This is a genomic window from Halioxenophilus sp. WMMB6 (assembly GCF_033283405.1).
Taxonomy (GTDB): domain Bacteria; phylum Pseudomonadota; class Gammaproteobacteria; order Pseudomonadales; family Cellvibrionaceae; genus Halioxenophilus.
This window is the reverse complement of sequence record NZ_JAWMQR010000002.1, coordinates 339,119-361,072: the sequence shown is the minus strand read 5'-3', so window position 1 is coordinate 361,072 and position 21,954 is coordinate 339,119. Positions and strand designations below refer to the sequence as shown.

Sequence of the window (21,954 nt, the reverse complement as noted above, 5' to 3'; positions counted from 1 at the left end):
CAGATAAAAATAGGCGGGAGCCGGGTATCGGTAGGGGGCACCTGGCTGGGTATAGTGGTAAGCATCTGTGGCAAGCGTTTTTTAGCAGAGAGGTTGCGCATGTTTTTACCACTGGATTCTGTCGCAGCGACAGACTACCCGGCACACAGTGCCATTGCCGAAAACGACTGGCACATACTGGCAGGCTTCTGGCACCCCGTCGCTTACTGCCATGAGATTGGTGAAGCTCCCTATCCCGTACGGCTTTTGGATGTTGATCTGGTGGTGGTCCGTAACCAGACAGGCCTTTCTGTTTTTAAAGATCAGTGTCCCCATCGGGGGGCCAGGCTGAGCCAGGGAGAGAGTCAATCGGGCTTGCTGGTTTGCCCAATGCACGGCCTGGGTTTTAACGATTTGGGCGAGTGTGTGCGTATTCCTTGCCTAGGGCCAAATGCGAAGTTTTCGCCGCGCCGCAATCTCACCCGCTATCTGGCGGCGGAAAAATATGGCCTGTTGTGGGTCTGTTTAAAGCCCGAACCCCGACAGCCGCTGGTCGATTGGCCTGAGCTGGCTCAACCACAGCGTGAGCCGGTCTATATCGCCAGTGGCCGCTGGCAGGCCTCGGCCGCCCGCCACGTGGAAAACTTTAACGACGTTGCCCATTTTCCCTTTGTGCACACACAAACCTTTGGTGGTGAAGAGGATGATCCATTGCCGGAGTATGACGTTGAACGCACGGCAACGGGCCTGGCGTTTCAACTGCCCTACCGCGAGCGGGTGCGCATGACGGCTCAAGGAGAGCCGGTATCGGCTGACTATGCTCTGGGCCAGATGCAAACCCGCAATGTGGTTTATTACTACCAGCTCACCCTGCCGTTTAGCAGTTACATTCGGGTAGAGTGCGAGGACTACCCGTTTATCAATGACATTTACGATACCGTCTGTCCGATCTCAGCTTACGAGTGCCAAATTTTTCAGATTGTCACTGACTCCATGGGTATTGAAAACGCCGAGTTCTGGCAGTCCGACACTCAAAAGATCAATGAGGAGGATGCTCCGCTGGTTGAAAATCAACGGCCCAAGGCTCTGCCGCTCAATTTATTGGATGAGGTTCATCTGCCCTGTGACCGCTTCTCGGTGGCTTATCGCCGGGTCCTGGCGGAGATGGGCTTGGGGCGTGCGGTTAATCAATCTGCAGGAGTGAATTAAATGACCAACACGATTCCAGTATCAGATCTCTGTCCGGTGGTCTTTAATGATTGGCATATTGTCGGTCAGTCCGATTGCCTGGCGGAGGGTGGCTCACTAACGGTGAGTTTGCTCGAAACCGAACTATTAATCTGGCGCCACCAGGGGCAGTTGGCGGTGGTTCTGGATCAATGCCCCCATCGCGGTGCCAAGCTCTCTCTGGGCCAGGTGGTCGACGGCTTGGTGCACTGCCCTTATCACGGCTGGCAGTTCGATCAGCAGGGTAACTGTCTTTTGCGTCCGGCGCAGCCGACGATCACCCCGTCGGCGCGTAGTGCGCTAAAGAGCTTTGCCGTGTGTGAGCGCTACGGTGTGATTTGGGTCTGTTTGGGCGATGCCGAACGGCCCGTACCAGAGTTCGTCGGCCTGGATGATGATTATGAGTTGGTCATTACCGGCCCCTATCGCGTTAATACCAGCGCCCCCCGCGCCATCGAAAATTTTATCGATATGGCTCACTTCTCGTTTATTCATCAAGGTTCGCTGGGCTCCAGTGGCAATAGCGAAATTGCCGATTACACCGTACAGACGGAGGCCGAGACTCTGGTCGCTTCTGACTGCCGCGCCAGGCAACCCAAGGCGGCTGCGCATCTGAAAGATGAGGTGGAGATTGACTACATTTATCGTATTTTGCGGCCCTGCACGGCAATGCTCTCCAAGCAACCGCTCGGACAGGCTGATAAGCCAACGGATCTGATTATGCTGTCGTTGGCGCCGGAGGCGGAGGAGCTGGTCAATGCGTGGATGATTTCCGCGTTGAGCTACGCCAAGGGCAAGCCGCAGGCAGAGTACGCCGAATTTCAGGAGAAGATCTTTCTGGAAGATCGAGCCGTGTTGGAGTCGCAATCACCCAAAAAACTGCCACTCAATACCACCAGCGAAGTATCGCAGGCGGCTGACAAATTTTCCGTTGCCTATCGCCACTGGCTGAAAAGCAGTGGCATTCGTTATGGCGTTCTCAATTAAGCTAAACCGCAGGTTTAATCAGTCTTCCAGTCGCTCAATTTAACCGCTTTTCTCATCTCTAGTTGTGCGTCGGCTCAGTGTAAATACACTGGGCCTTTTTTTATCCATAAAAATTTAACTCGTTATCGTCCATCCTTCCTTCTGTTTTATTTAAACGCGCTGGCTGAGCCTTGTTTTATGCCCTCACCTGTGTGCGCTTAGCGTGAATTAGCATTTGATTGTTTTACATGGGTCGATAAAAAGGCCTAAATGCCTGGTTTTGGTGCTTTGTTTGAGGTTTTTTTAGAGTGCTGCACTCTTCTGGATTCAAAACCTTGATGGGCGTTCAATAGGGGTGGTTTAGGTTGGATTTGATATATCGCCATAAATTAAATAGATATCTGAAACGCTCATATCCGGTTTTGTTGAATTGCTTGGTTCGGCGCTTGCAATGAGTGGAGTATCGAGATGTTTAATTAATTATTAATTAGTTTATTCAATCGTTAATTGCTAAGTATAGACAGGCGGGTTGAGGCAATAATCAGGGCGTTGTTATGCGTCGCTACTGGTATTCAGTCTGCCGTGAGAAATGAATGGTTAGTGGAGTACAAGCGCATGGCGAAGTTGAAAAGAGTGTACAGAACAAAAATAAATAGCGGGCTGATAGCGGCGTCGTTACTGCTGGCGCAACAATCAGGCGCGCAAGAGTTGGAGGAGATGGTGGTCACCGCCACCAAACGTGCGCAGAGCCTGCAGGATGTTGGTGTTTCGGTTTCGGCTATGGGGCAGAGCAAGCTGGAGCAATTAAATCTGACCAGCAGTAATGATCTTGGCCAGTATCTGCCGAATGTGGAAGTAGCGCCCTTTTTTGGCAATCAATTCGCCTCCACCTTTATTCGCGGCTCCGGCAAGGTTGACTTTAATGCTAACTCGCAAACTACCGTGGGTGTTTATGTCGATGAGGTCTATCTGGCCAGCCCCTCCACGCACTCCATGGCGCTGTTTGATCTGCAGCGAATTGAGGTGTTGCGCGGGCCGCAAGGCACCCTGTATGGACGCAATGCCACCGCCGGTGCAGTTAATTATATCGCCGCCAAACCCAGTGATGAGTTTTCAGCAGTACTGGAAGCGGGAGTGTACAGCTTCAACGGCTGGCAAACACAAGGCTATGTGACGGGCGCGGTAAGTGATTCGGTGCGTTTGCGTCTGTCGGGTACAGCAAAACAGGACGACGGTTGGATGAAAAATCGCCTGTCCGGGGAGTGGGTAAATGATACCGATAGCTACGCCTATCGTGCCCAGCTCGACTGGTCAATGACCGATTCGTTATCGCTGCTGCTGACCTTACACCAAAGCCGGGACACCTCGCTCGGCTTTGCCTATCAAATGGAGGGGACGGTCGATCCACAGACTTTTACCACCGACTGCAGCCCTGCTGAGCGTCACGACTGTGTCAATTTCGATGGTTATCGCGACCCCGATGGTGATGATTTTACCGAGGGTGATTTTGATTTGGTGGGCAAGGCCGATTATCGGTCCGACGGAGTTGCTGCACGCATTGACTGGAGTTTTGCCGGTTACGATTTGAGATCGATTACCGCCTATGAGCACTTTGAGCGTTACCACGTTGAAGATGCCGATGCCTCACCCAGTGTGTTTTCCCACAATATCTATGCCGACGAGCTGCAATCGCTCTCGCAGGAGCTGCGCTTAAGCTCACCGGTGGCAAGCCCAGTGCGCTGGATTGCGGGGCTCTATATGGCGCAGGATGAGTTGCCGGCGGATAACTTCTACAACTTTTTTGGTTACTGGACACAACAGAATTATCAGCAGGATACAAACTCCTACGCAGCCTACGCCAATAGCGAATATGAAATTGCCGACAATCTGCTGCTTACCACCGGGGTGCGTTACACCCGCGACGAAATTGAAACCAACCACGTCAGCTATTTTGTTGATGATCAACAGGGCAGTAATCCGTACGTATTTGCTGAACCACAAACAATAACCCGCAATTTTAATGATCTCTCCTGGAAGTTGGGTTTGGATTATTTTCCAGCAGAGGGGTGGTTGCTCTACGGCTCTGTGGCCAAGGGCTATAAAAGTGGGGACATCAATACTGGTTTTGGTGATCCCTTGGAGATCAACCCCTACGATGCGGAAGAGCTGTACGCCTATGAGGTGGGTTTTAAATCGACACTGCTCTCTGGGCGAGCCCGAATTAATGGTTCGCTGTTTTATTACGACTATAAGAATTTGCAGGTGTTTGATTTTACCACCGGCAGCTTTGGCATTATCAATGTGCTGGATAATGCCGACGCGGCCCGCTATCAAGGGGCGGAGTTGGAGGTGACCGTGCAGCCCTGGGCCGGGCTGGAACTGCTTTGGTCGCTGGGGTGGTTGGATACCGAGTTTACTGATTTTACCCGCTCGGTGACCGGGGAAGACTTGAGTGGTAATGAAAATGCATTTTCTCCGCCCTTTAAAACCAGTTTGTCCGCTCGTTATGAGTGGCCAAGCCAGCTGGGCGTTTGGTCGTTGGCAGGCGATATCAACTGGACCGATGCCGCCTACCATACGGTCACCAATGACGAAGACCTGGCCCAGGATGAACATACCTTGGTGGGGGCGAGAGCCGCTTGGCAGAGCCGTGATCAGCAGTGGCAGGTTGCCTTGTGGGGCCGCAATTTAACCGACGAGTCCTGGCGGGTGCAGTCTTTCGATTTTGTTGAGTCCGGCTTTATCACCCACGTGCCCAACCGGCCGAGAACTCTGGGTATGGATATACGCTATCAATGGTAGCGGGGGGGAAGTGATGGCGACAGTCGAAAACAGAGAGGTGAGCTCAGTCGCGAGCAGGGGCTATGGCTCGATAAAGGTAGCCGCAATTGTCGCGGCCGGCGCCGCGTTTGTAGTGGGTAACTTTTCACAATATACCGGCGTCTGGCTGACTGGTGCGCTTATGGATGAGTTGCACTACTCTGCCACTAGCGTAGGAATGCTATTAACCGTTGAGTTTTTTGGTGTGGCCCTGGCCCCCTTTTTTCTCGCCTATTTTTTGGGGCGGGTGCAGTTGGATCGAGTCGCGTTAACGGGTTGCGTGGTTGCATTTACCTGCCACCTGTTGTCGGTTTGGTCGACGAGCCTGGTCGAGCTTGCGCTGCTGCGGTTGCTGGCGGGCATCGGTGCCGGCGCCGTGTTTGCGGCCAGTAGTGTGGTGGTGGCGGCGATGGCTACCCCGGAAAAAGGATATGCCCAAATTCAAGCCGTGTTTGCTGGGCTGGGTGTGGCTGCACTCTATGGGACGGGGTTTCTAACCAGTGCCTTGGGTTACCGCGGTATTTTTATTCTCTTAGCAATCGTGACCTTGGTAATGTTGCCGCTGGCGGTAAAGCTTCCCACTCCGGCCGTGATCAGCGTTCGCAGAAATCGGGCTAATGAACGTTCCTGGGCAACTGCGCTGGCCGTTATTCTTGGCATGTTTCTATTTAATCTCTGTGAAGGTAGCTCTTTCGTCTTTTTGGAGCGGCTGGCCAGTAACCTCAATTTGCCGCAGGCGCAACTGAGTTTGGTGTTTGGTGTTGGCGCCTTGGTGGGGATTGTGGGTGGAGTAACCGCTGCGTTCGTGCACACCCGTTTTGGCCGTCGTCTGCCACTGGCGGTTGGACTGGTAACCAACGCCATTGTGGTTGGCATGATCTACACCACTACCGATCCTCATCTGTTTGCTTTGTTGTTTCTTTTTGTGGAGTTTTTCTGGTTTTTTTGCCTGCCCTTTATTTTGGGCGTAGCCGCCTATTTTGATAGGAGCGGCGGTCTGGCAGCGCAGGCGTCCGGTGCCATGTTGCTCGGTATTGCCGTTGGGCCGCTACTGGGAGGCTTGCTTGCTGATCACTATGGGTTACTGGCGATTGGTTGGCTGGCGGCGCTTAGCTGTTTTCTGGCCTTGGCGGCTTTGCTGATCGCGCTGCGAGGCGACAAGGTTCGAATCCAGGTTTGAGTTATGCCCTAGCGCTCTGCCGGCTCAGTAGTGCACCCGCCGGGTGCCGCGGTAGGCACTGCGCCAATAGTGGGTGGTGAGGCTGGAGGTGATCACCCCCTGGGAGGTGGAGGCGTGGATAAACTGGTTGTTGCCAATATAGATACCCACATGCCGCTGCTTGTTGCCGGTATGAAAAATCAATAAATCGCCCACCTTCGCCTGTGCTAAGGGAACGGCTTGGCCGGTGGTGGTGAGCGCCTGGGTGGTGCGCGGCAGGGTTTGGGCGAACACCTTTTGGAATGTGATAAAGACAAACCCGGAGCAATCCACCCCCTGTTGTGATAGCCCACCATAGCGATAGGGGGTGCCCCGCCACTGCTGGAAGTGGTCGAGCAGCTGTTGGCGTTGTATCTCTTCCAGCCGTTGCGCCTGCTGCGGTTCGGCTACAACTGGGGAGGAGGCCGTGGTTGCGGAGGAGTCGGTGGTTGCTGAAGGCGCGGCGGCTGGCGAGGTGCCGACCTGAGGCGGCGGCGAACTGGCGCAGCCGGCCAGAGCCAGTAGTAGGCCGAGCAGGGGCGGAAACAGTGAGTAGCCGTGGCACGGGTTCATAGGCTAAGCCTAGTGAATTTTGCCGCGGTTAGCCAATCGGCGACGTTTACTGATGTGGCTCCCGTAAGTTATCGGCGAGGTGATGTCATCGGCAGGGTAGTGCTAGTAAGTGCTCACCAGAAGGTGGTCGCCGCTGTCAGGCCAGGGCTACACTGGCTCATCCACCACCGCCACACTATCGCCCAGGGCCAGGCTGCCTTCGCCCACCACCTTGGCGCATAGGCCGCCGATGCCGCGCATGGCGTTAAAGCCACCGGGGCCGAGGTTGGCCTCCATGCGCGAACAGGGGTGGCACTGGGCGGCGCCCTCCAGAATCACGCCGCCAATCTGAAAGCGGCGGCCACTTAGGGCCTGCAGGCTGATGCCGCTCACCAGCAGGTTGCGGCGCAGCAGTTTTGGGTCGATTGCCTCGCGGTGCAGCAGCGACGCCAGCACCGCCAGATTCTCCGCCTGAAAGAGGGTCACCTGGCGTTTGCTGTCGGGCTTGCCGCTGAAACGGTCGCCCACCAGCCCCTGGCCAAATTTCACCTCGGCGCTATCGACGGCCACCATCGGCTCTTTGCGCCCGGGGCGCAGCAGAATCATCTCCAGCCGCCCCTGTTGCGGTAGAATTTTGATCAGCTCTTTGACGCGGCTGGGGACGACGGCGGCTGGGGTGTTATCGGGCATAGGCTCGTCGATGTGTGGTGGTTGCAGTTAAAACTGGTTGTTAATACTGGAACGAGGTGCGCCTCACCGAGTCGGGTGAGAAGCGATTTATCGTTGCCATTTTGTGGACAGAATAGGGGCCGGTGGCAGTAATGCCAAGCCCCACGGCGGGCATCATATAGAACCAGCCAACAAAGGAGCCAATTTCCATCTAATTAATTAACTCGGCTTTTGCTCCTCAGGAGAGCGCTCGTGTATCTGACACAGTTAACCCGGCCGGTGTTTAGTATCTGGAAATCCCCCAATATCCGGCTCTACAAAAGTTGTTCTAGCCTGTGCCGATTGAATCAGCTCTGGGCTGTAGTGCTGGTAAATAATGTTCTGGTCGAGCAGTTGCGGATTGGCATTAATAAATTGGGCAAAGCTTTGGCAACTGGGTGTGCTGGCCATAAAGTGATTAACCGCCACTAGCCAGGCGCGGGTTAGCGTCTCGTGGTACTTCTCTGGGCTGGTGCCGATATGGTTGAGCAGAACGAGGATGGCGGCGCGCAGTATCAGGGTGGCCTCGGCTAACGGGTAATTAATCAACAGTGTGTAGGCTACTTGCAGGTGTTGCCGGTGATGAAATTCAGCGGCATTAATTTGGTAATGTTGAAAGGCGTTGAGGTGGGCTTGGTCGTCACTGCTGGCACTGTGTGGTGCGTTTGCATTCAGCGTTTTTTGCATAATTACACCTCTGTTTAACGACGGGCTTTACACTGGTGTGAGTTGCGGCTTAACTAGCCCAGGGTGCCTACGAATTTTAGCAGTCCCATCGGCAAATTTGGAAAATCGAGTAAAGTTAGAACGGCTCTCACGGCTTCAAATTGTCTCTGGTGGAGGCTAAGCTAATGGCAATTTCGGGTTGCTTGTAGTTACTGTTTAGCGGCCGAAGGTGGAAGGATAAGACTACTTCAATCAATCACCACCAAAATGACAGGTACCTACTCCATGGAATCCATTCTACTCACCCATTCGCAATTGGCGGCGGTACTGGCGGGCTTTGCCAGTGTGGTGGCGGCCTTCCAGCGGCCGCTCTCTCCGGTGCAACGACACCGTTTTTTAACCATTCTGTTTTCCGCACTGGTGCAGATGATGGCGAGCCTGGTGCCGGTCTGGTTTGCCACCATTGATGATGTCGGCCCGCTCTTTTGGAGTATTTTTTCCGGGGTCCAGTTGGGTTTTTCGCTGTTGCTGTGGCTGATTCTGGTTTACCCATTGAGGTCCTTGGGCAAAGCGGGGGTGGTCGCGATTAATATGCCGGTGACGGTGTTTGTGCATCTGTTGGGAGTGGCGGTAGTTGGTACCTTAATGGTGAATACCTTTTTTTACTCTATCGCCAGTTTTTCGCTCTACTACTCGGCCATGCTGGGCGGCCTGATTATTATTTTTCTGGTGTTTGCCGATGTCGCCACGCGCGCGGAGTAATTCTCTAAATGAGAAGCCCCGCTCGTTAAGCGGGGCTTGGCTTTCTGCTTTGTAGCTCTTGTGATTATGGTGATGTGTAAGTAACGCCATCCAATACCGTGGTCAGCTGCCCGCTGAAAGTGGCTGTGGTTCCCAACCCGTTTGAGGTGACCACAAAGCCTTCGGTCGGATCACTTGTTCGGCTGCCGCTGTGTAAACCGCTAAAGGTGAGATCAGCCTGCCAGGTTAAGGTGGTTACACCTGACTCAGAGGCTCGGGTTCCGGACTCGGTGCCATCAATAAAATTTACCCCGTCGGCACTGTAGTTATTGTAGCTAACGGCCACCGAATCTATTTCGACATCGCCTATTTTAAATCGGGATGGTGAGGTGGTGATGGTGACATCGGCATAACCCTCGACACCCATGAGCACATAGTCACCGGCGGGTACCACCTCCCTGGAGGGGGGTACTGCATCGCCCGCCTGATAGGGAATACCCCAGGGTATGTCATCGGCAACGGCTTCGGTTACGACGATTGGGGTGCTCGGTTCTCTATCGGTCAGGCGCGCGATCATTAAGCGTGAGTTGCGTCCACCGGGCTCGGTCGACTCCGGGCAGGTGGGCGGTTCCGGGTTGCAACCGCGGCGCTGATAGTAGACCACCGCGGTGCTATCCGGTGACCAGGCTGGGTCGGCGCCGCCCAACCAGAGTGGGTCGCTGATGCTGCCGCTGCCGGCGGTGGTGTCGCCACCGGCGTTCAGTTGTTGGCCCTGGTGAATGTTGGCCTCTTCGACATCGATTGGCGTCTCCAGGTTAATTAAATAGGGCTGGAAAAAGGAGCCGCGATTACTGTTGGTGTAGAGCCCGCCAATGGCTTCGGCGATGGCTAAATCGAGCAGTGGTGGTACACCAATACCGGCCGAGGCGAAATAGACCCGTCCCTCCTCACCGGCCGGGTTGGCCCCCTCGAAGCCTGTGTTATCGGTAATGCGGCCATCCATAATCACCATAGATTTGCCGTCTGGGGAGATATTCACTGGGTCGACATAGGCTGGGTCGTAAGAGAGCCGGGTCGATACACCGGTGGCTAAGTCCGTGGCAAAAATATCGTAATTGAAAGAGTCCTGAGTACCTATTCCCAGTGTGCTTTTGCCGTCCGGTGTGAAGCCACGAAACTCGCCGATAACGCCCGTTGGGTTTTCGAACAGTAATTCTCCCGGGGAGGTTACGCTGAAAAAGCGGCCCGACTTGCCCAGCTGCGGGCTCAGTAAAAACGACACATCTTTAAGTTCATAGCCCACGCGGCCAGAGGCCGGTGCGGGGTTAAATTCCAGGCGGCCAAAAACGCCGAATTCACTGGCGGCACTAAAGTCGAGGGCAAAAAAGAGCTGGTTCCAACCCAGGTGCACGTTATCCGGATGCAGCCTTACCTCGCGCATCAGACCGCCGGATGGGAAGCCGGGAAAGGGCGAAATAATGGGGTAGATATGGGTCTGTTCGGGGGTGCATTCTGGTGCGGTAATCTCATAGGGGCTGCAGTCGAGAATGTTGTTACCCATCTTGATGCGCATGCCATCCTGAAAAGCTTCGGGGTAGGTGTTGTCGTTGGGATTATTTATTGCCACCCTGTTTTCCGGTGGAATACCACAGGTCACGCACTGCCAGCCATCGCCGTTTTCAAAGGTGGTGCCATCGGTTTTAACCATGATCAGTTGCGCACCGCTGTAGTCACTGCCTGGTGCTGGCGCTTCTGGCGCTCCGGCAAATCGCACCGAGACATAAACCTGTTTGCCATCTGGGCTGAAGGTGCGCGTGCCGTCAATGCCGGCGCGGCTGGCGTTGAGGCAGCCGGTGAAATTGGGGTTGATCTCTGCTGTACAGGAGCCCACCTCATCAGAAGGGGCAGTGGGTGGTAGCGGAAGTGCCTCAACGACGACGGTCTCGTCGCTATTGGCTTGCTTGTGACTATCGCCATGACAGGCGGCAAGCAATGCAGCGGTGAAAATGGCGGTTGCGGTACAGATGAGATGGTTGGGAGCGTTCTTGAAAAACATCCCGGGCCTCCTTGGTAAATTTTTATCGTTATATTTTTAGGTTATAGGATTTGTGGCGATCATCGATCGCGCTCAAATTAAACCAAGCGGTCGGAATATACAACCATTTGGTCGTGATGGTATTGTTGTGCGCAGGTAAATCATTGGTCAAAGCGGGTAGAAGATCTGCTTAACCCACGAGGGATGGCAATTTGGGTAGGATCCGGGAGCCGGTACCATCTTTAGTCGCGAGCTATGAGCATCAGCTTTTGGGGCCGACTAAAACCGGCCAGCCGGGTGTGATTACCCATTTCGACATTGCCCAAGGGGTATGATCTAATGCCGGGCTTTATGCCCAAGCTGAAGACTGTAATCCTAGGAATCGAAATGACCTCAAAGCCAAAGGCGCCCCGAAAAAAACGTTATGTGGAAAGGCCCGATGCCCGTGTGCAGTTGTTGGATGCTGCTGAAGCGCTCATTCGAAAGGAGGGTTACGCCGCTGCCACGGCACGCCGCATCGCCGGTGAGGTTGGCCTTAAGCATCAGGTGGTGTTCTACTATTTTGGTACTCAGGAGGAGCTGCTGTTAGCCCTTTATCAGCGGGTATCGGCAGAGCAGCGGGAACGGATCAAAGAGGCGCTAAACGGCGAAAGCCCGTTAAAGGCCATTTGGAATATTATCCGCGACCCAGAGGCCACGCGGCTGTCGCTGGAGTTTATGGCATTGGCCAACCACAGCGAAGTGATTCGCGCCGAAATCGCCAAAAATGCTGAGGAGCTGCGCGAGCTGGAATCGGAAGCGATCGCGCGGCTTCTGGAAGCGCGTGGCATTACCGAACCCCGATTATCCCCCCGCCTGGTTTCCATGTTGACCAACGCCATCGCCAGGCTATTGGTGCAGGAGTCCACCCTGGGGATTTCATTGGGGCACGAAGAAGCGGAGGCGATGGTGGATGCCTCACTGGCGATTTTTGAAAGTGGCCGGCAGTCCGAGCTGGACTCTATGAGCCCGCCGGGCTAATCCGACACAATGACTTTCTCTCCTGACGGCATGTTAATTGGCGGAATGGTTTTATCTAATTTCTGCTGATTTTATGCATGTTCTTCATAAATTTAGATCGTATTCTGGTCTATTTATCCCGATCAGGCGCTAGGCTCGCCAAGGTACTGCGCTATTTTTGCTCAAATGCGACCAAATGGTCGAAATATCTTGCATGTCAGCCGCCGTTGTACGACCATGTGGTCGCAATGGATGCTGCCAAACTATTCCAGGGGTTGGAGCAAACCAAGAAAATTCTGATTAAGAGCCGTTGGATTGCAGATGGCCGTGAATGAGCAAGAGGTTTAGCTATGAGTAACTACGACGAGGTGGACTTTTTTGAAGCGTTGGATTTGATTGAAGATCCCTACCCCTACTTCGACTATCTGCGCGCCAAAGGGCCGGCGGTTTATCTGCCGAAACATAATGTGGTGGCAGTGACGGGTTACAAGGAAGGGGTTGATGTATTGCGCGATGCCAATACTTTCTCCTCGATCAATGCTGCTACCGGCCCCATTCCGCCGCTGCCGTTCAAGCCGGAGGGTGATGATATCACCGAGCAATTAAACAAATTCCGGCAGGATATGCCCTTCGGTTCCATGCTGGTGACTCAAGATCCACCGGATCACACTCGCTCCCGTTCGCTGCTAACTCGGCTGTTTACTCCTAAGCGGCTGCAAGAAAACGAAGAGTTTATTCGGGTTATTGCCGAAAAGCTCACCCAAAATTTTGTGGCCCGGGGCAAATTTGAAGCGGTCTCCGATTACGCCCACCCCATGGCCACTTTAACCATTGCCGATCTGCTGGGAGTGCCGGCCGGTGACCACGAGAAATTTCTGCCGTTGTTTGGCCCTCTGCCCGGTCAAATTGGTGGCGATGTGGACCTGGAAAATAATCCGATGATGGAAGTGGGCATGCACTTCTACAACTACATAGAGGAGCGCCGCCGCGAGCCAAAAGAGGATGTAATGACCGAATTGGCGCTGGCGAAATTTCCTGACGGAGAGTTGCCGGATTTGACCGAGATTGTTGGTCATGCAGCCACCATCTTTGGTGCCGGTCAGGATACTACTGTGCGCTTGATTGTCGCTATGCTGAAAAATGTTGCGGAAAAACCCGAGCTGCAAGAACAGCTGCGCAATGATTATAGTCTTATCCCGGCTTTCACTGAGGAGGTTTTGCGGCTGGATGGGCCAACCAAGGCGCACTTCCGCATGGCCAAAACCAAAGCCAAGGTGGGCGATCTGGAGGTGGCTCCAGGCACAACCATTATGTTGATGCAAAGCGCCATGCGTCGCGACCCGGAAATTTTCGAGAATCCCAATGAACTGCGTCTGGATCGCAAAAATAACATGCAGGCGCAGTTGGCTTTTGGTAAAGGTATTCACATGTGTTTGGGCGCACCGCTGGCCCGGGCGGAAGCCAAAATTGCACTGCAGACTATTTTTAATCGTACCTCATCAATTGCCATTGATGAAAGCCAGCACGGCCCGGCGGGTGCCCGTCACTACGAATATGAGAAAAATTACACCCAGCGTGCGCTCTGTGCTGTGCACCTGCTCTGTACAGAAAAATAATGAGTTGCATTTGGTTGGCAAGAATTGGTGAGGCAAACAATGAAAAGATTAACAGATAAGGTCATTTTAGTGGCCGGTGCTGGCGGTATCGGTACCGGCCTGGCGACTCGCTACGCCGCTGAAGGCGCCAAGGTTGTGTTGGGCGATATCAATTTGGAGTCGGCGCAGTCGGTAGTGGAATCGATTAAAGCATCGGGTGGTGAAGCCATTGCGGTCGAGTTGGATGGCGCCTCCGAGCAATCGATTGCCGCGACGGTGGCCACCTGCGTTGAAACCTATGGTGGCATCAATGGGCTGCATCTCAATTTTGCCTTTCTGGGCGACTGCAATCCGGCGCTGGGCATCCTCGAACTACCGTTGGAGGTCTATGACGAAACCCAGCGCATTAATGCCCGGGGTTTTTATCTCTGCACGCGTGCAGTTCTACCGGTGATGATGGATAGCGGTGGTGGTTCTGTGGTGTATACCAGCTCGGCGGCGGCCAATGCGTCGACGCCGGCACAAGTCGCTTATGCCATGAGTAAGGCTGCCGGCCAGGCGCTGATGCGTCATGTGGCCACCCGTTACGGCGGTGTGGGTATTCGCGCTAACACCATAGCGCCAGCGTTAACACTGCACCCAGGGATTGAAGCCTTTGTTCCGCCGGAGATGATGGAGATGGCCAAGTCGGCGGCGGCGATCAAATCCCGGGTCGGTAACCCGACGGATATTGCGGCCATGGCCGCACTGCTGATGTCGGACGAGGGTTCTTACATCACCGGTCAGGTGCTCGCCATTGATGGCGGTACTACCATGCGTAGTTAACGTTGCGAGTATATAAAGAAAACTCTGATTGACACATCCTTGCGTTAATCGCCGTAACGGCAATTGAACATGTCATTTCCAATTGCCCCCAAAATTAACAACTTACGTTGTTTGATTTTGTCTGCACATCCATGTGCAGACGGAATCTCTGGGTTAATCAGAGATTCCAAAAATTATTCGCTAAGCCTGAGTGCGTATCGTTTTTACGAAGCGCCACTGGTGATGAAGATAATAATAAAAGAGGAGGCCGTAATGGTTGCCAAAGTTTTTAAAGATGTTTCTGAAGTTATTAATGACTACACCGGCCTGTCGCGCATGGTGTTGGACTATAACGTCATTACCAAAGAGATGAATGCCAAGTGCAAAACCCCCGAATTTAAAGATGAAATGTGGGATGAACACTTTGCCCAGTTTTTTGATAAACCCAATTTTCTTCGCGTTGGCCACTTGAAGGAGGAGTTTGATTACCCCACTTACCTGGAGTTTCAAACCAAGTGGGCGCCGCATTCAGAGTGGGAGTGCTCCTTTAAGCGCATAGCCGAGGTAGGTAATGTGGTTTACCTGGAGCTGGAAGAGCGCGCCACCTTTAATGGTATGACCAATGTGGTTAATACCATCTCCGTCTACGAATTTAACGAAACCGGCAAAGTCTATCGGTTGGATCTGTATCTGCAGCAAACACCGGCGTCCGCCGACGAAATTCCAGACGCTTACAAGTAATCAAGCGGGGCAATGGCGACTCTGTTGGTTGTTCTCCTTTTAACGTAAGTAAAAAAGTTTTAAAGCTGATGCCAGCGCAATAACGTTGGCTTGTGGCAAGCCTGTGAACAAGGGTTGATATAACAATGAATAATGCGGTGGGCTCTTCTCTGCTGAAAGATAAAGTACTGTTTGTGGCGGGTGTCGGCCCATTGATGGGGCAGGCGACCGTTCGGATTGCTGCCCAAGAGGGGGCTAAAATAGCTCTAGCTGCGCGCAGCCTCACAACAATAGAACCGCTGGCAGCAGAAATTAATAGTGCCGGGGGCGAGGCGATAGCGCTTCAGTGTGATGTGACTGATGAAGCACAGCTGGCCAGCGCCATTGAAAAAACCAACAGCACACTGGGTAGCATTACCTCGGTGTTCTACAACGCCCCCTTTTATGATCATGCACATAACACCTTGGATATCGATCCTGAGTTGTGGCAAACCACCATGGATATCAACATGATGGGGGCGATGACTGTGGCTCGCTTAACTGTGCCGGGCATGATTGAAAATGGCGGTGGTGCCTTTGTTTTTAATTCGTCAGCTGCGGGTCTCTATGCCGATGGTGTGCGTTTGGGCTACAGCGTATCCAAGGCCGGCCTGGATGCCATCGTCCGGCATATTGCCAGAGTTTATGGTCCCAAAGGCATTCGCGCCAACAGTGTCTACCCCTTTGTAATGCCGCCAGAGGTGCCGGCCGAGATGGCCAAGGGGTTTGCCGATCTCAATTGCCTGCGCCGCTCTGGCACACCCGAGGAGATTGGAAACGCAGTGGTCTTTCTGCTATCCGACCGCTCGTCGATCATCACCGGCCAGGGGATCTATCTGGATGGTGGCCTCTTCTCCAGGGCGCATTGGCCAGAGATGTAATCATCAAAATACCTAACCCGCATAGAACAACAATAATTTAACAGTTCCAGTAAGCATCTAATGTTTATGCTTTGTGGGTGGAAAGAGTTGTGAATAGTAAGGGTTTTTAATGAATAAAAGAGTAGCGATTGTAACCGGTGGTGGTAGCGGCATTGGTCGTGCTATTTCCATTCAGCTGGCTAAGGCCGGGGCCAAGGTGGCGGTCTGGGATTTGAATGCTAGCAATGCCGAGGAGACGGTGGCCACCATTAAAAGCGCTGGCGGTAATGCCATCGCCTGCGTTGGTGATGCTTCGGATGAGGTAGCTATTGATGCATCACTGCAGGCAACGCGTGAACAGTTGGGGCCGGTGGATATATTGGTTAATAACGCCGCTATTTCCGACTTCTGCCCGTTTCTGGAGATCAGCCATGAGACGCTGGATCGAATGATCCGTATTAATCTGCGCGGACCCTATATTCTAACGCAGAAGGTGGTGCCTGATATGCTGGCGAAAAAATGGGGGCGTATCGTTAATATCTCTTCTTCGTCGGCACAAGGGGGGTCAACCGGCATGACGCACTATGGCGCCACCAAAGGCGGTATTGTCGGCTTGACCAAAACCCTGGCCATTGAGTTCGCCGATAAGGGCATTACAGTTAACCATGTTCCGCCGGGTTTTGTTGATACGCCAATGTTGCGCGCTTCGCCGGTGGATGTCGATGCCTTCGCTTTGCACACCCCGATGAAGCGAGCCGGTAAGCCCGAAGAGGTGGCCGCCGCTTGTGTTTATCTGGCCTCCGAAGAGGCGGCTTATGTCACCGGGCAAACGCTCAGCGTAAATGGTGGCCGCTACTTGCAATAGTTTTTAAAAAGGCCTCTAGCGCTTAAAAAGTATCAGCGGCTAAGAATTTCTAATTCATTTCAATTAAGGACATAGGTTTGCACCTATGCTTTCGGCTGGCTTGCCTGAAATTAGCCGATTGTTGGGCTTGTCTCGCCGGTTTTGGTGCTCGGCAGGCTTGTAGGAGAGCAGAGTCTGTCGCTAATAGAAGTTGAAAGAAGATTGGGCAACAATAAATACGGAGTTTAAATAATAATGAACCGTTTCCACATTCCATCACAACGACCGATGTTGGGTCGTTCGCCACAAATCCATATTAACAAACCACTGGTAAAAATGAGTTTGGCGATTGCCTTGGCTAACGCCACTTCATTTGCCATGGCGCAATCGGGGGATAGTGAACCCGCAGCCCGGGTGTTGGAGGAGATAGTTGTTACCGCTCGCCGCCGGGAAGAGAGTTTGCAGGATATTCCCGTGGCGGTCAGCGCTCTGGATTCAGAAGCGCTAAGAGCACAAAATGTTACCCAGTTAAATGACTTGGGTACGCAAGTCCCCTCGTTTCGCGTGTCGACCGGTGGCTCCTCTACCAACGAGCCGGTACTCTCCATTCGCGGTCAACGGCCGACCGATTCCGGTATTAACCTCGATGCCGCTATCCCCATCTATTTCGCCGATGTGGTGATGACGCCTTCCTCGGGTACCAATCTGTCGATGTACGATTTGCAAAGCGTGCAGGTGCTTAAGGGGCCGCAGGGAACGCTGTTTGGCCGCAATAGTACTGGCGGTGCACTGCTGATATCACCGCAAAAAGCGGGTGACAGCTTTGCAGGCTATATTGATACGAAATTTGGCAACTACAACAGCGTGAGCGTTGAGGCGGCGGTTGATCTGCCGCTGACCGAAAACCTTGCTGTGCGCCTGGCCGGGCAAACGACTACTCATGATGGTTATCAGGAAAACAAGGCTGACAACAACCTGAAGGATGGTTGGGATGAAGATTCGCAAGGCTTGCGGCTCAGTGTCGCCTACCAGCGTGGAATCGTCAGTAACGATTTTATGGTGGGCTACGATGAAAATGAGATGGTGCCTCGGTTAGTGATTCCGGCTGCGTTTAATCCTTCCACCGGTGCCGGGCAATTGGCGCAGCTGCTGTTTAACAGCAACGGCGAAATTGACGACGCCATCGCCTGGCAGGAGGCCCACTCCGCCAATGAGGTGCAGTACGACACCGAAGGCGAAGAGAAAATTGAAAACACCATTCTGGCTAACACCACTGAGCTTGATCTCTCGGATAATGTCAGCCTGAAAAATATTTTTGGCTACCGAAAAATGGAGTGGAGCAGAAGCAACGATGCCGATGGTAGTGCTCTGCCGCTCTTTACCCAAGGGGGGGCAACTCAGGGTGTCGGGATAATTACCCGCAATCAGCCGACGGTAGACGTTGAGTCCGAACAGTTCACCGAAGAGCTGCAGTTGCTGGGTAGTGCCTTCGACAGTAAGTTGGATTGGTTGGTGGGTGCCTATTGGTACCAGATGGAAGCCTCACAAAGAGGTGATAACCAGGTGCTTGGGCCCAACCCGGATAGCCCGCTGTTTGGTGGCTTGCCGGTGGAGACCGCAGCGGCCTTGGTGAGCAGCGGCATTTTAGGGCCAGATGTTACCGCATTTTTGGGCACTGGCTTTTTCGGTATGTTGCAGTCGGCACCGGCCGGCGATGTTGATAACAGCGCTTACGCCATTTTTGCCGAGGGTACCTACACCTTCACTGATCAATGGTCGACCACCTTGGGCTTACGGCAAAGTTGGGATACCCGAGCCATTACCGTGCGCAATTACGGCGGATTTGGTGGCACTGGTTCACCCTATTATTTTTGTTCGGTTACGGATGTTGACGGCAATCCAGTGCCCAGTTGCGCCAGAGAGGAAGAGAAAGACTACAGCAGCCCAACCGCACGCTTCTCCATTAATTACACCCCTGCGGATGGTCATCTGATCTACGCCGGCATCTCCACTGGTTATCGCGCCGGTGGCTTTAACCTGCGTGGCTTTGATAACGAGACACTCATCCCCTTTGACGAAGAGAGCGTTGTTACCTATGAGGTGGGTCACAAAGCCAACTGGGGAATCGGCCCGGTGCCTATCCGTACCAACCTGGCGCTCTACTGGCAAAGTTATGAAGATATTCAAAAAACCAAGGCCATCAGTACCAATGGTGGTGGCTTTGGCGTGGTCACTGTTAACGCCGGTAAAGCGGCCATCGCTGGTTTTGAATACGACATGACGGCGGCGGTGACCGACAATCTGCAGCTCTCTTTGGCATACTCCTACGTGGATGCCGGCTACGACGAATGGAACTCCACAGAGATTTGGGCGGATGCGTCGGATAACAATATTCGTAAAGATGTGGCGGTTGATTTAAAAGATAGCAAGTTTGTCTATATGCCGGAACAGACCTTAACCGCCTCAATAAAATATGACCTGCCCATTGATTCCCATTGGGGTGAGTTGTCTCTTTATGCCAGCCTCTATTGGCAGGATGAGATGTATACCGATGAGACCTCCATACTCTACCCACAGCAGGCGGCCTATGAAGGGTGGAGTGCAGAGAGTTTGGCGCGTGCCCAAAGTGTAGCGAAGGTGGATGCGTATAATGTCTACAATCTACGTTTCGATTGGCGCTCGATGATGGGCTCTAAATTCGATATGGCGCTCTACGTTAATAACGCTTCGGATGAGGAGTACATCGTCGGCGGGGTTAACGTGATCGATTCCCTGGGCTGGGCCGCCTTTACCTATGGCGCTCCCCGTACCTTTGGCGCATCGCTGCGTTACGAGTTTTAAATAAGTGGCTAATTACTGAGAGCAGAGTACAGCAGTTGAAATGTGGCAGCTGTAGTTTGGCCCCCTGGGAAATCCCATGGGGGCTTTTTTTGGTCTGCGCTTTAAGTTGGAGGGGCGTGGTTTAACAACCACAGCATCGAATTGTTGTGAGAGGAAATTACTGTGAAGGTGGCCTTAGCGGGCCGTTAAACCCGGGTTGCTGGGACTTAGCGGAATACGCAACACATTTTGAAAATAGCCGACCGTGGAGAACTGGCCAATTAACACCGGCAGTTCAAACAGCTGTGGGTGATTGTAACTTTTAGCGAGTATTTGCCAAACCTCGTCGGTGACCATGGCGCTGTTGACAATCTGCTCGGTGGCCTCGAGCAACGCCTTTTCGTGTTCGCTCCAATGCGGCGATGCGGAACCGACAATTACCTGTTCAATATCCTCGTCGGTTAAGCCCAATTTTTTGGAAACCGAAACATGCTCACCAAAAATGTAGGGAATCTGCCGCAACCAGCCGGTGCGCAGGATGACTAACTGCCGGTCACGCAGTGGCAGGCTGGGGTTCTTTAACAGTTGCAAGGAGACATTCACCACCCGCTCAAACAGCTCTTGGTGACACATGGCAGTGAGTAGCATCTCGGGAATATGCTCGTCGGGAACGGGTGTCGCCTGACCGGAGGCGGCGCCGGCAATTTGTGCCATCATGGCCCGGGCGGGGGCCAGCACTGCTTCGGTGCGATTGGCGGGCAGGCGGGGTGGTTGTTCCATAATTGCTGCATTGCGGGCGGCGACGGCGTCAGGGGTGTAGCTGAGTGGCTTGGTCATAATTTTATTACTGCTTGGTTAATCGATTTGTCAGAAGATGCTGTTACCAGCGTTCCGGGGTTTTATCCAAAGTGAGTGGACGTTGGTAGGAAATATCGCGCTTATCGCGCATGCCTTTGCTGTAACCCTGGTCGTGAAAAATAGGCGCTTTTAAAATTGAGGCATCGCCGGCCAGCAGAACGTCGACGGTGGTGCGGCGCAGGGCAATCTTCCACTGGCCATCGCGCTTTTCCAATCGGTCGATATAGCGGCCACTGATCACGCGCGCCGATGCGCCATCGTTATTTAACAGAAACACCAGTACATAACTCTCGGCATGGGCTTCGTTGCCGTTGATTTCGCAGGTGTGAGTGGTGATGTTGTGGGTGTGCAACAGCGAGCCCGCGGCGTGAATTTTATTGGCCCACTCGGCGTACTCCGGCCCAGGATTAATGGCAAAGCCGTGTTCGTCGATACCGTCGCTGTGGTAGGCGGCGGAGAGTAGTGCCACATCGTGGCGATCGTGGCCGCGGGCGTGCTGCGAAATGCAGTCCAAAATAGCGGTGCGATCTTTTAGATAGTCTACGTCTTGCTTAAGTTGGGCTAATTCTTCGGGAGTCATGGTGTGATCCAAGGGTTTTTATAATGGTTTTTTCAGAGTGTGGTGAAAATTGTCCGCCGAGGTTTAGGCAGTCTGTGGCGGTATTTTTTCAGCAGCGTAGGAGACAGGAATTCTCCTACGCAGGCTACAGGGATGTACTTGTGCCGATGCTGAAAGAGTGCCGATACAGGCTGTAGGCGCTGAAGTTAAGGCACTGCTTAGTAGATGGTCGTTAAGGCGAACCATATTTTTCGGCGAGCTCCAACAGCTCATCCTCGCGACCAATGGCTAAACTGTTGTTGACTATGCTCACCAAAATATAGGTGCCCACCACAAACAGAAACTCGACCAGCTGCTGTTCGTTTAAAAACTGGCTCAGCTCTGTCCAGAGTTCATCACTTAAATTGGTCTGCTCCAGCAGATACTCTGTCGCTTGTAAAACGGTCTGCTCTTCGTTATTCCAGTAGTCGGAAGTTGATCCAATTTTTATCGGTTCGAAATCGTCGCCGCTTAAGCCATTGCGCAGCGAGGTGCGCAGATGGCTGGACCAGACATAGGGCGATTTTTTCAGCCAGGCGACACGCATAATGGCGATCTGGCGTAGCCGCACCGGCAGTTCGCCATCCTTTAATAGATAGCGATTAAATATTAAAAAGGGTTCAGCGAGGTCCGGGTGGTGGGCCAGGGTGTTGAGCACCGGATTGGCATCCACATTGTACTGGCTGCGGGAGGAAAACACCTCCACCACCTGTTGCGCGCGCTCGGATCGACCGACAACAGGCAGGGGTGGCAGTCGGGGTGTTGGATCGTTTGTCATTGTTATTTTTCCAGAGCTATTTATGACCAATAGTAGTGCCTGTCCGAAACGCAGTTTTTTGATAGGGCACTAACGCGGCCCGGGACTGGTGATTGCTGCTGCATACGTGCCATCCATGGCGATAATGCCTTTCAGGACAACAACTAG

The 21,954-nt window shown here is 53.3% G+C and carries 19 protein-coding genes; 12 read left to right on the top strand and 7 right to left on the bottom strand.

What is annotated here, in order from left to right:
* Positions 1–99: 99 nt before the first annotated feature.
* The 4 genes from SBL51_RS07355 to SBL51_RS07340 all read left to right on the top strand — a co-directional run bounded on the left by SBL51_RS07355 (position 100) and on the right by SBL51_RS07340 (position 6,172).
* A complete protein-coding gene (locus SBL51_RS07355; RefSeq protein WP_317930248.1) occupies positions 100–1,188 on the top strand; it encodes an aromatic ring-hydroxylating dioxygenase subunit alpha in 1,089 nt (362 codons plus the stop codon).
* Positions 1,189–2,193 carry an aromatic ring-hydroxylating dioxygenase subunit alpha gene (locus tag SBL51_RS07350; RefSeq protein ID WP_317930247.1) on the top strand — a complete coding sequence of 335 codons (1,005 nt, stop codon included), beginning with the start codon at positions 1,189–1,191 and terminating at the stop codon, positions 2,191–2,193.
* A gap of 612 nt (positions 2,194–2,805) precedes the next feature.
* Positions 2,806–4,974 carry a TonB-dependent receptor gene (locus SBL51_RS07345; RefSeq protein ID WP_317930246.1) on the top strand — a complete coding sequence of 723 codons (2,169 nt, stop codon included), beginning with the start codon at positions 2,806–2,808 and terminating at the stop codon, positions 4,972–4,974.
* 13 nt (positions 4,975–4,987) lie between these two features.
* Positions 4,988–6,172 carry an MFS transporter gene (locus SBL51_RS07340; protein WP_317930245.1) on the top strand — a complete coding sequence of 395 codons (1,185 nt, stop codon included), beginning with the start codon at positions 4,988–4,990 and terminating at the stop codon, positions 6,170–6,172.
* A 24-nt stretch (positions 6,173–6,196) separates the two neighbouring features.
* Here SBL51_RS07340 and SBL51_RS07335 read toward each other — a convergent pair whose 3' ends face one another.
* The 3 genes from SBL51_RS07335 to SBL51_RS07325 all read right to left on the bottom strand — a co-directional run bounded on the left by SBL51_RS07335 (position 6,197) and on the right by SBL51_RS07325 (position 8,137).
* The gene (locus SBL51_RS07335) at positions 6,197–6,763 is read right to left on the bottom strand and encodes an NlpC/P60 family protein (protein WP_317930244.1); all 567 of its coding nucleotides are present in this window, start codon (positions 6,761–6,763) and stop codon (positions 6,197–6,199) included.
* Positions 6,764–6,910: 147 nt separating this feature from the next.
* On the bottom strand, positions 6,911–7,432 hold the full coding sequence (locus SBL51_RS07330; RefSeq protein WP_317930243.1) for an MOSC domain-containing protein: 522 nt from the start codon (positions 7,430–7,432) through the stop codon (positions 6,911–6,913).
* Positions 7,433–7,678: 246 nt separating this feature from the next.
* Complete coding sequence (locus SBL51_RS07325; protein WP_317930242.1) at positions 7,679–8,137, bottom strand: hypothetical protein; 459 nt, start codon at positions 8,135–8,137, stop codon at positions 7,679–7,681.
* A gap of 264 nt (positions 8,138–8,401) precedes the next feature.
* On the opposite strand from SBL51_RS07325, the gene SBL51_RS07320 reads away from it, so the two are divergent.
* Positions 8,402–8,878 carry a hypothetical protein gene (locus SBL51_RS07320; protein WP_317930241.1) on the top strand — a complete coding sequence of 159 codons (477 nt, stop codon included), beginning with the start codon at positions 8,402–8,404 and terminating at the stop codon, positions 8,876–8,878.
* A gap of 64 nt (positions 8,879–8,942) precedes the next feature.
* Here the strand turns inward: SBL51_RS07320 and SBL51_RS07315 are convergent, their stop codons facing one another.
* Positions 8,943–10,913 carry a hypothetical protein gene (locus SBL51_RS07315; RefSeq protein ID WP_317930240.1) on the bottom strand — a complete coding sequence of 657 codons (1,971 nt, stop codon included), beginning with the start codon at positions 10,911–10,913 and terminating at the stop codon, positions 8,943–8,945.
* A gap of 366 nt (positions 10,914–11,279) precedes the next feature.
* Here SBL51_RS07315 and SBL51_RS07310 point away from each other — a divergent pair, with 366 nt between their 5' ends.
* From SBL51_RS07310 to SBL51_RS07280, 7 genes are all read left to right on the top strand, one after another.
* A complete protein-coding gene (locus SBL51_RS07310; protein WP_317930239.1) occupies positions 11,280–11,912 on the top strand; it encodes a TetR/AcrR family transcriptional regulator in 633 nt (210 codons plus the stop codon).
* Between the two features lie 329 nt (positions 11,913–12,241).
* A complete protein-coding gene (locus SBL51_RS07305) occupies positions 12,242–13,507 on the top strand; it encodes a cytochrome P450 (protein WP_317930238.1) in 1,266 nt (421 codons plus the stop codon).
* A 39-nt stretch (positions 13,508–13,546) separates the two neighbouring features.
* The gene (locus tag SBL51_RS07300; protein ID WP_317930237.1) at positions 13,547–14,311 is read left to right on the top strand and encodes an SDR family NAD(P)-dependent oxidoreductase; all 765 of its coding nucleotides are present in this window, start codon (positions 13,547–13,549) and stop codon (positions 14,309–14,311) included.
* A gap of 252 nt (positions 14,312–14,563) precedes the next feature.
* Complete coding sequence (locus tag SBL51_RS07295) at positions 14,564–15,031, top strand: hypothetical protein (protein ID WP_317930236.1); 468 nt, start codon at positions 14,564–14,566, stop codon at positions 15,029–15,031.
* Positions 15,032–15,156: 125 nt separating this feature from the next.
* On the top strand, positions 15,157–15,930 hold the full coding sequence (locus tag SBL51_RS07290) for an SDR family oxidoreductase (RefSeq protein ID WP_317930235.1): 774 nt from the start codon (positions 15,157–15,159) through the stop codon (positions 15,928–15,930).
* A gap of 109 nt (positions 15,931–16,039) precedes the next feature.
* Entirely contained in the window at positions 16,040–16,774 is a 735-nt protein-coding gene (locus SBL51_RS07285) for an SDR family NAD(P)-dependent oxidoreductase (protein WP_317930234.1), read from the top strand.
* Positions 16,775–17,008: 234 nt separating this feature from the next.
* On the top strand, positions 17,009–19,594 hold the full coding sequence (locus tag SBL51_RS07280) for a TonB-dependent receptor (RefSeq protein WP_317930233.1): 2,586 nt from the start codon (positions 17,009–17,011) through the stop codon (positions 19,592–19,594).
* A 174-nt stretch (positions 19,595–19,768) separates the two neighbouring features.
* Here SBL51_RS07280 and SBL51_RS07275 read toward each other — a convergent pair whose 3' ends face one another.
* The 3 genes from SBL51_RS07275 to SBL51_RS07265 form a co-directional block, all read right to left on the bottom strand.
* Positions 19,769–20,410 carry a carboxymuconolactone decarboxylase family protein gene (locus SBL51_RS07275; RefSeq protein WP_317930232.1) on the bottom strand — a complete coding sequence of 214 codons (642 nt, stop codon included), beginning with the start codon at positions 20,408–20,410 and terminating at the stop codon, positions 19,769–19,771.
* A 43-nt stretch (positions 20,411–20,453) separates the two neighbouring features.
* On the bottom strand, positions 20,454–21,011 hold the full coding sequence (locus tag SBL51_RS07270; protein ID WP_317930231.1) for a nuclear transport factor 2 family protein: 558 nt from the start codon (positions 21,009–21,011) through the stop codon (positions 20,454–20,456).
* Between the two features lie 211 nt (positions 21,012–21,222).
* A complete protein-coding gene (locus SBL51_RS07265; RefSeq protein ID WP_317930230.1) occupies positions 21,223–21,807 on the bottom strand; it encodes a carboxymuconolactone decarboxylase family protein in 585 nt (194 codons plus the stop codon).
* Positions 21,808–21,954: the final 147 nt, after the last annotated feature.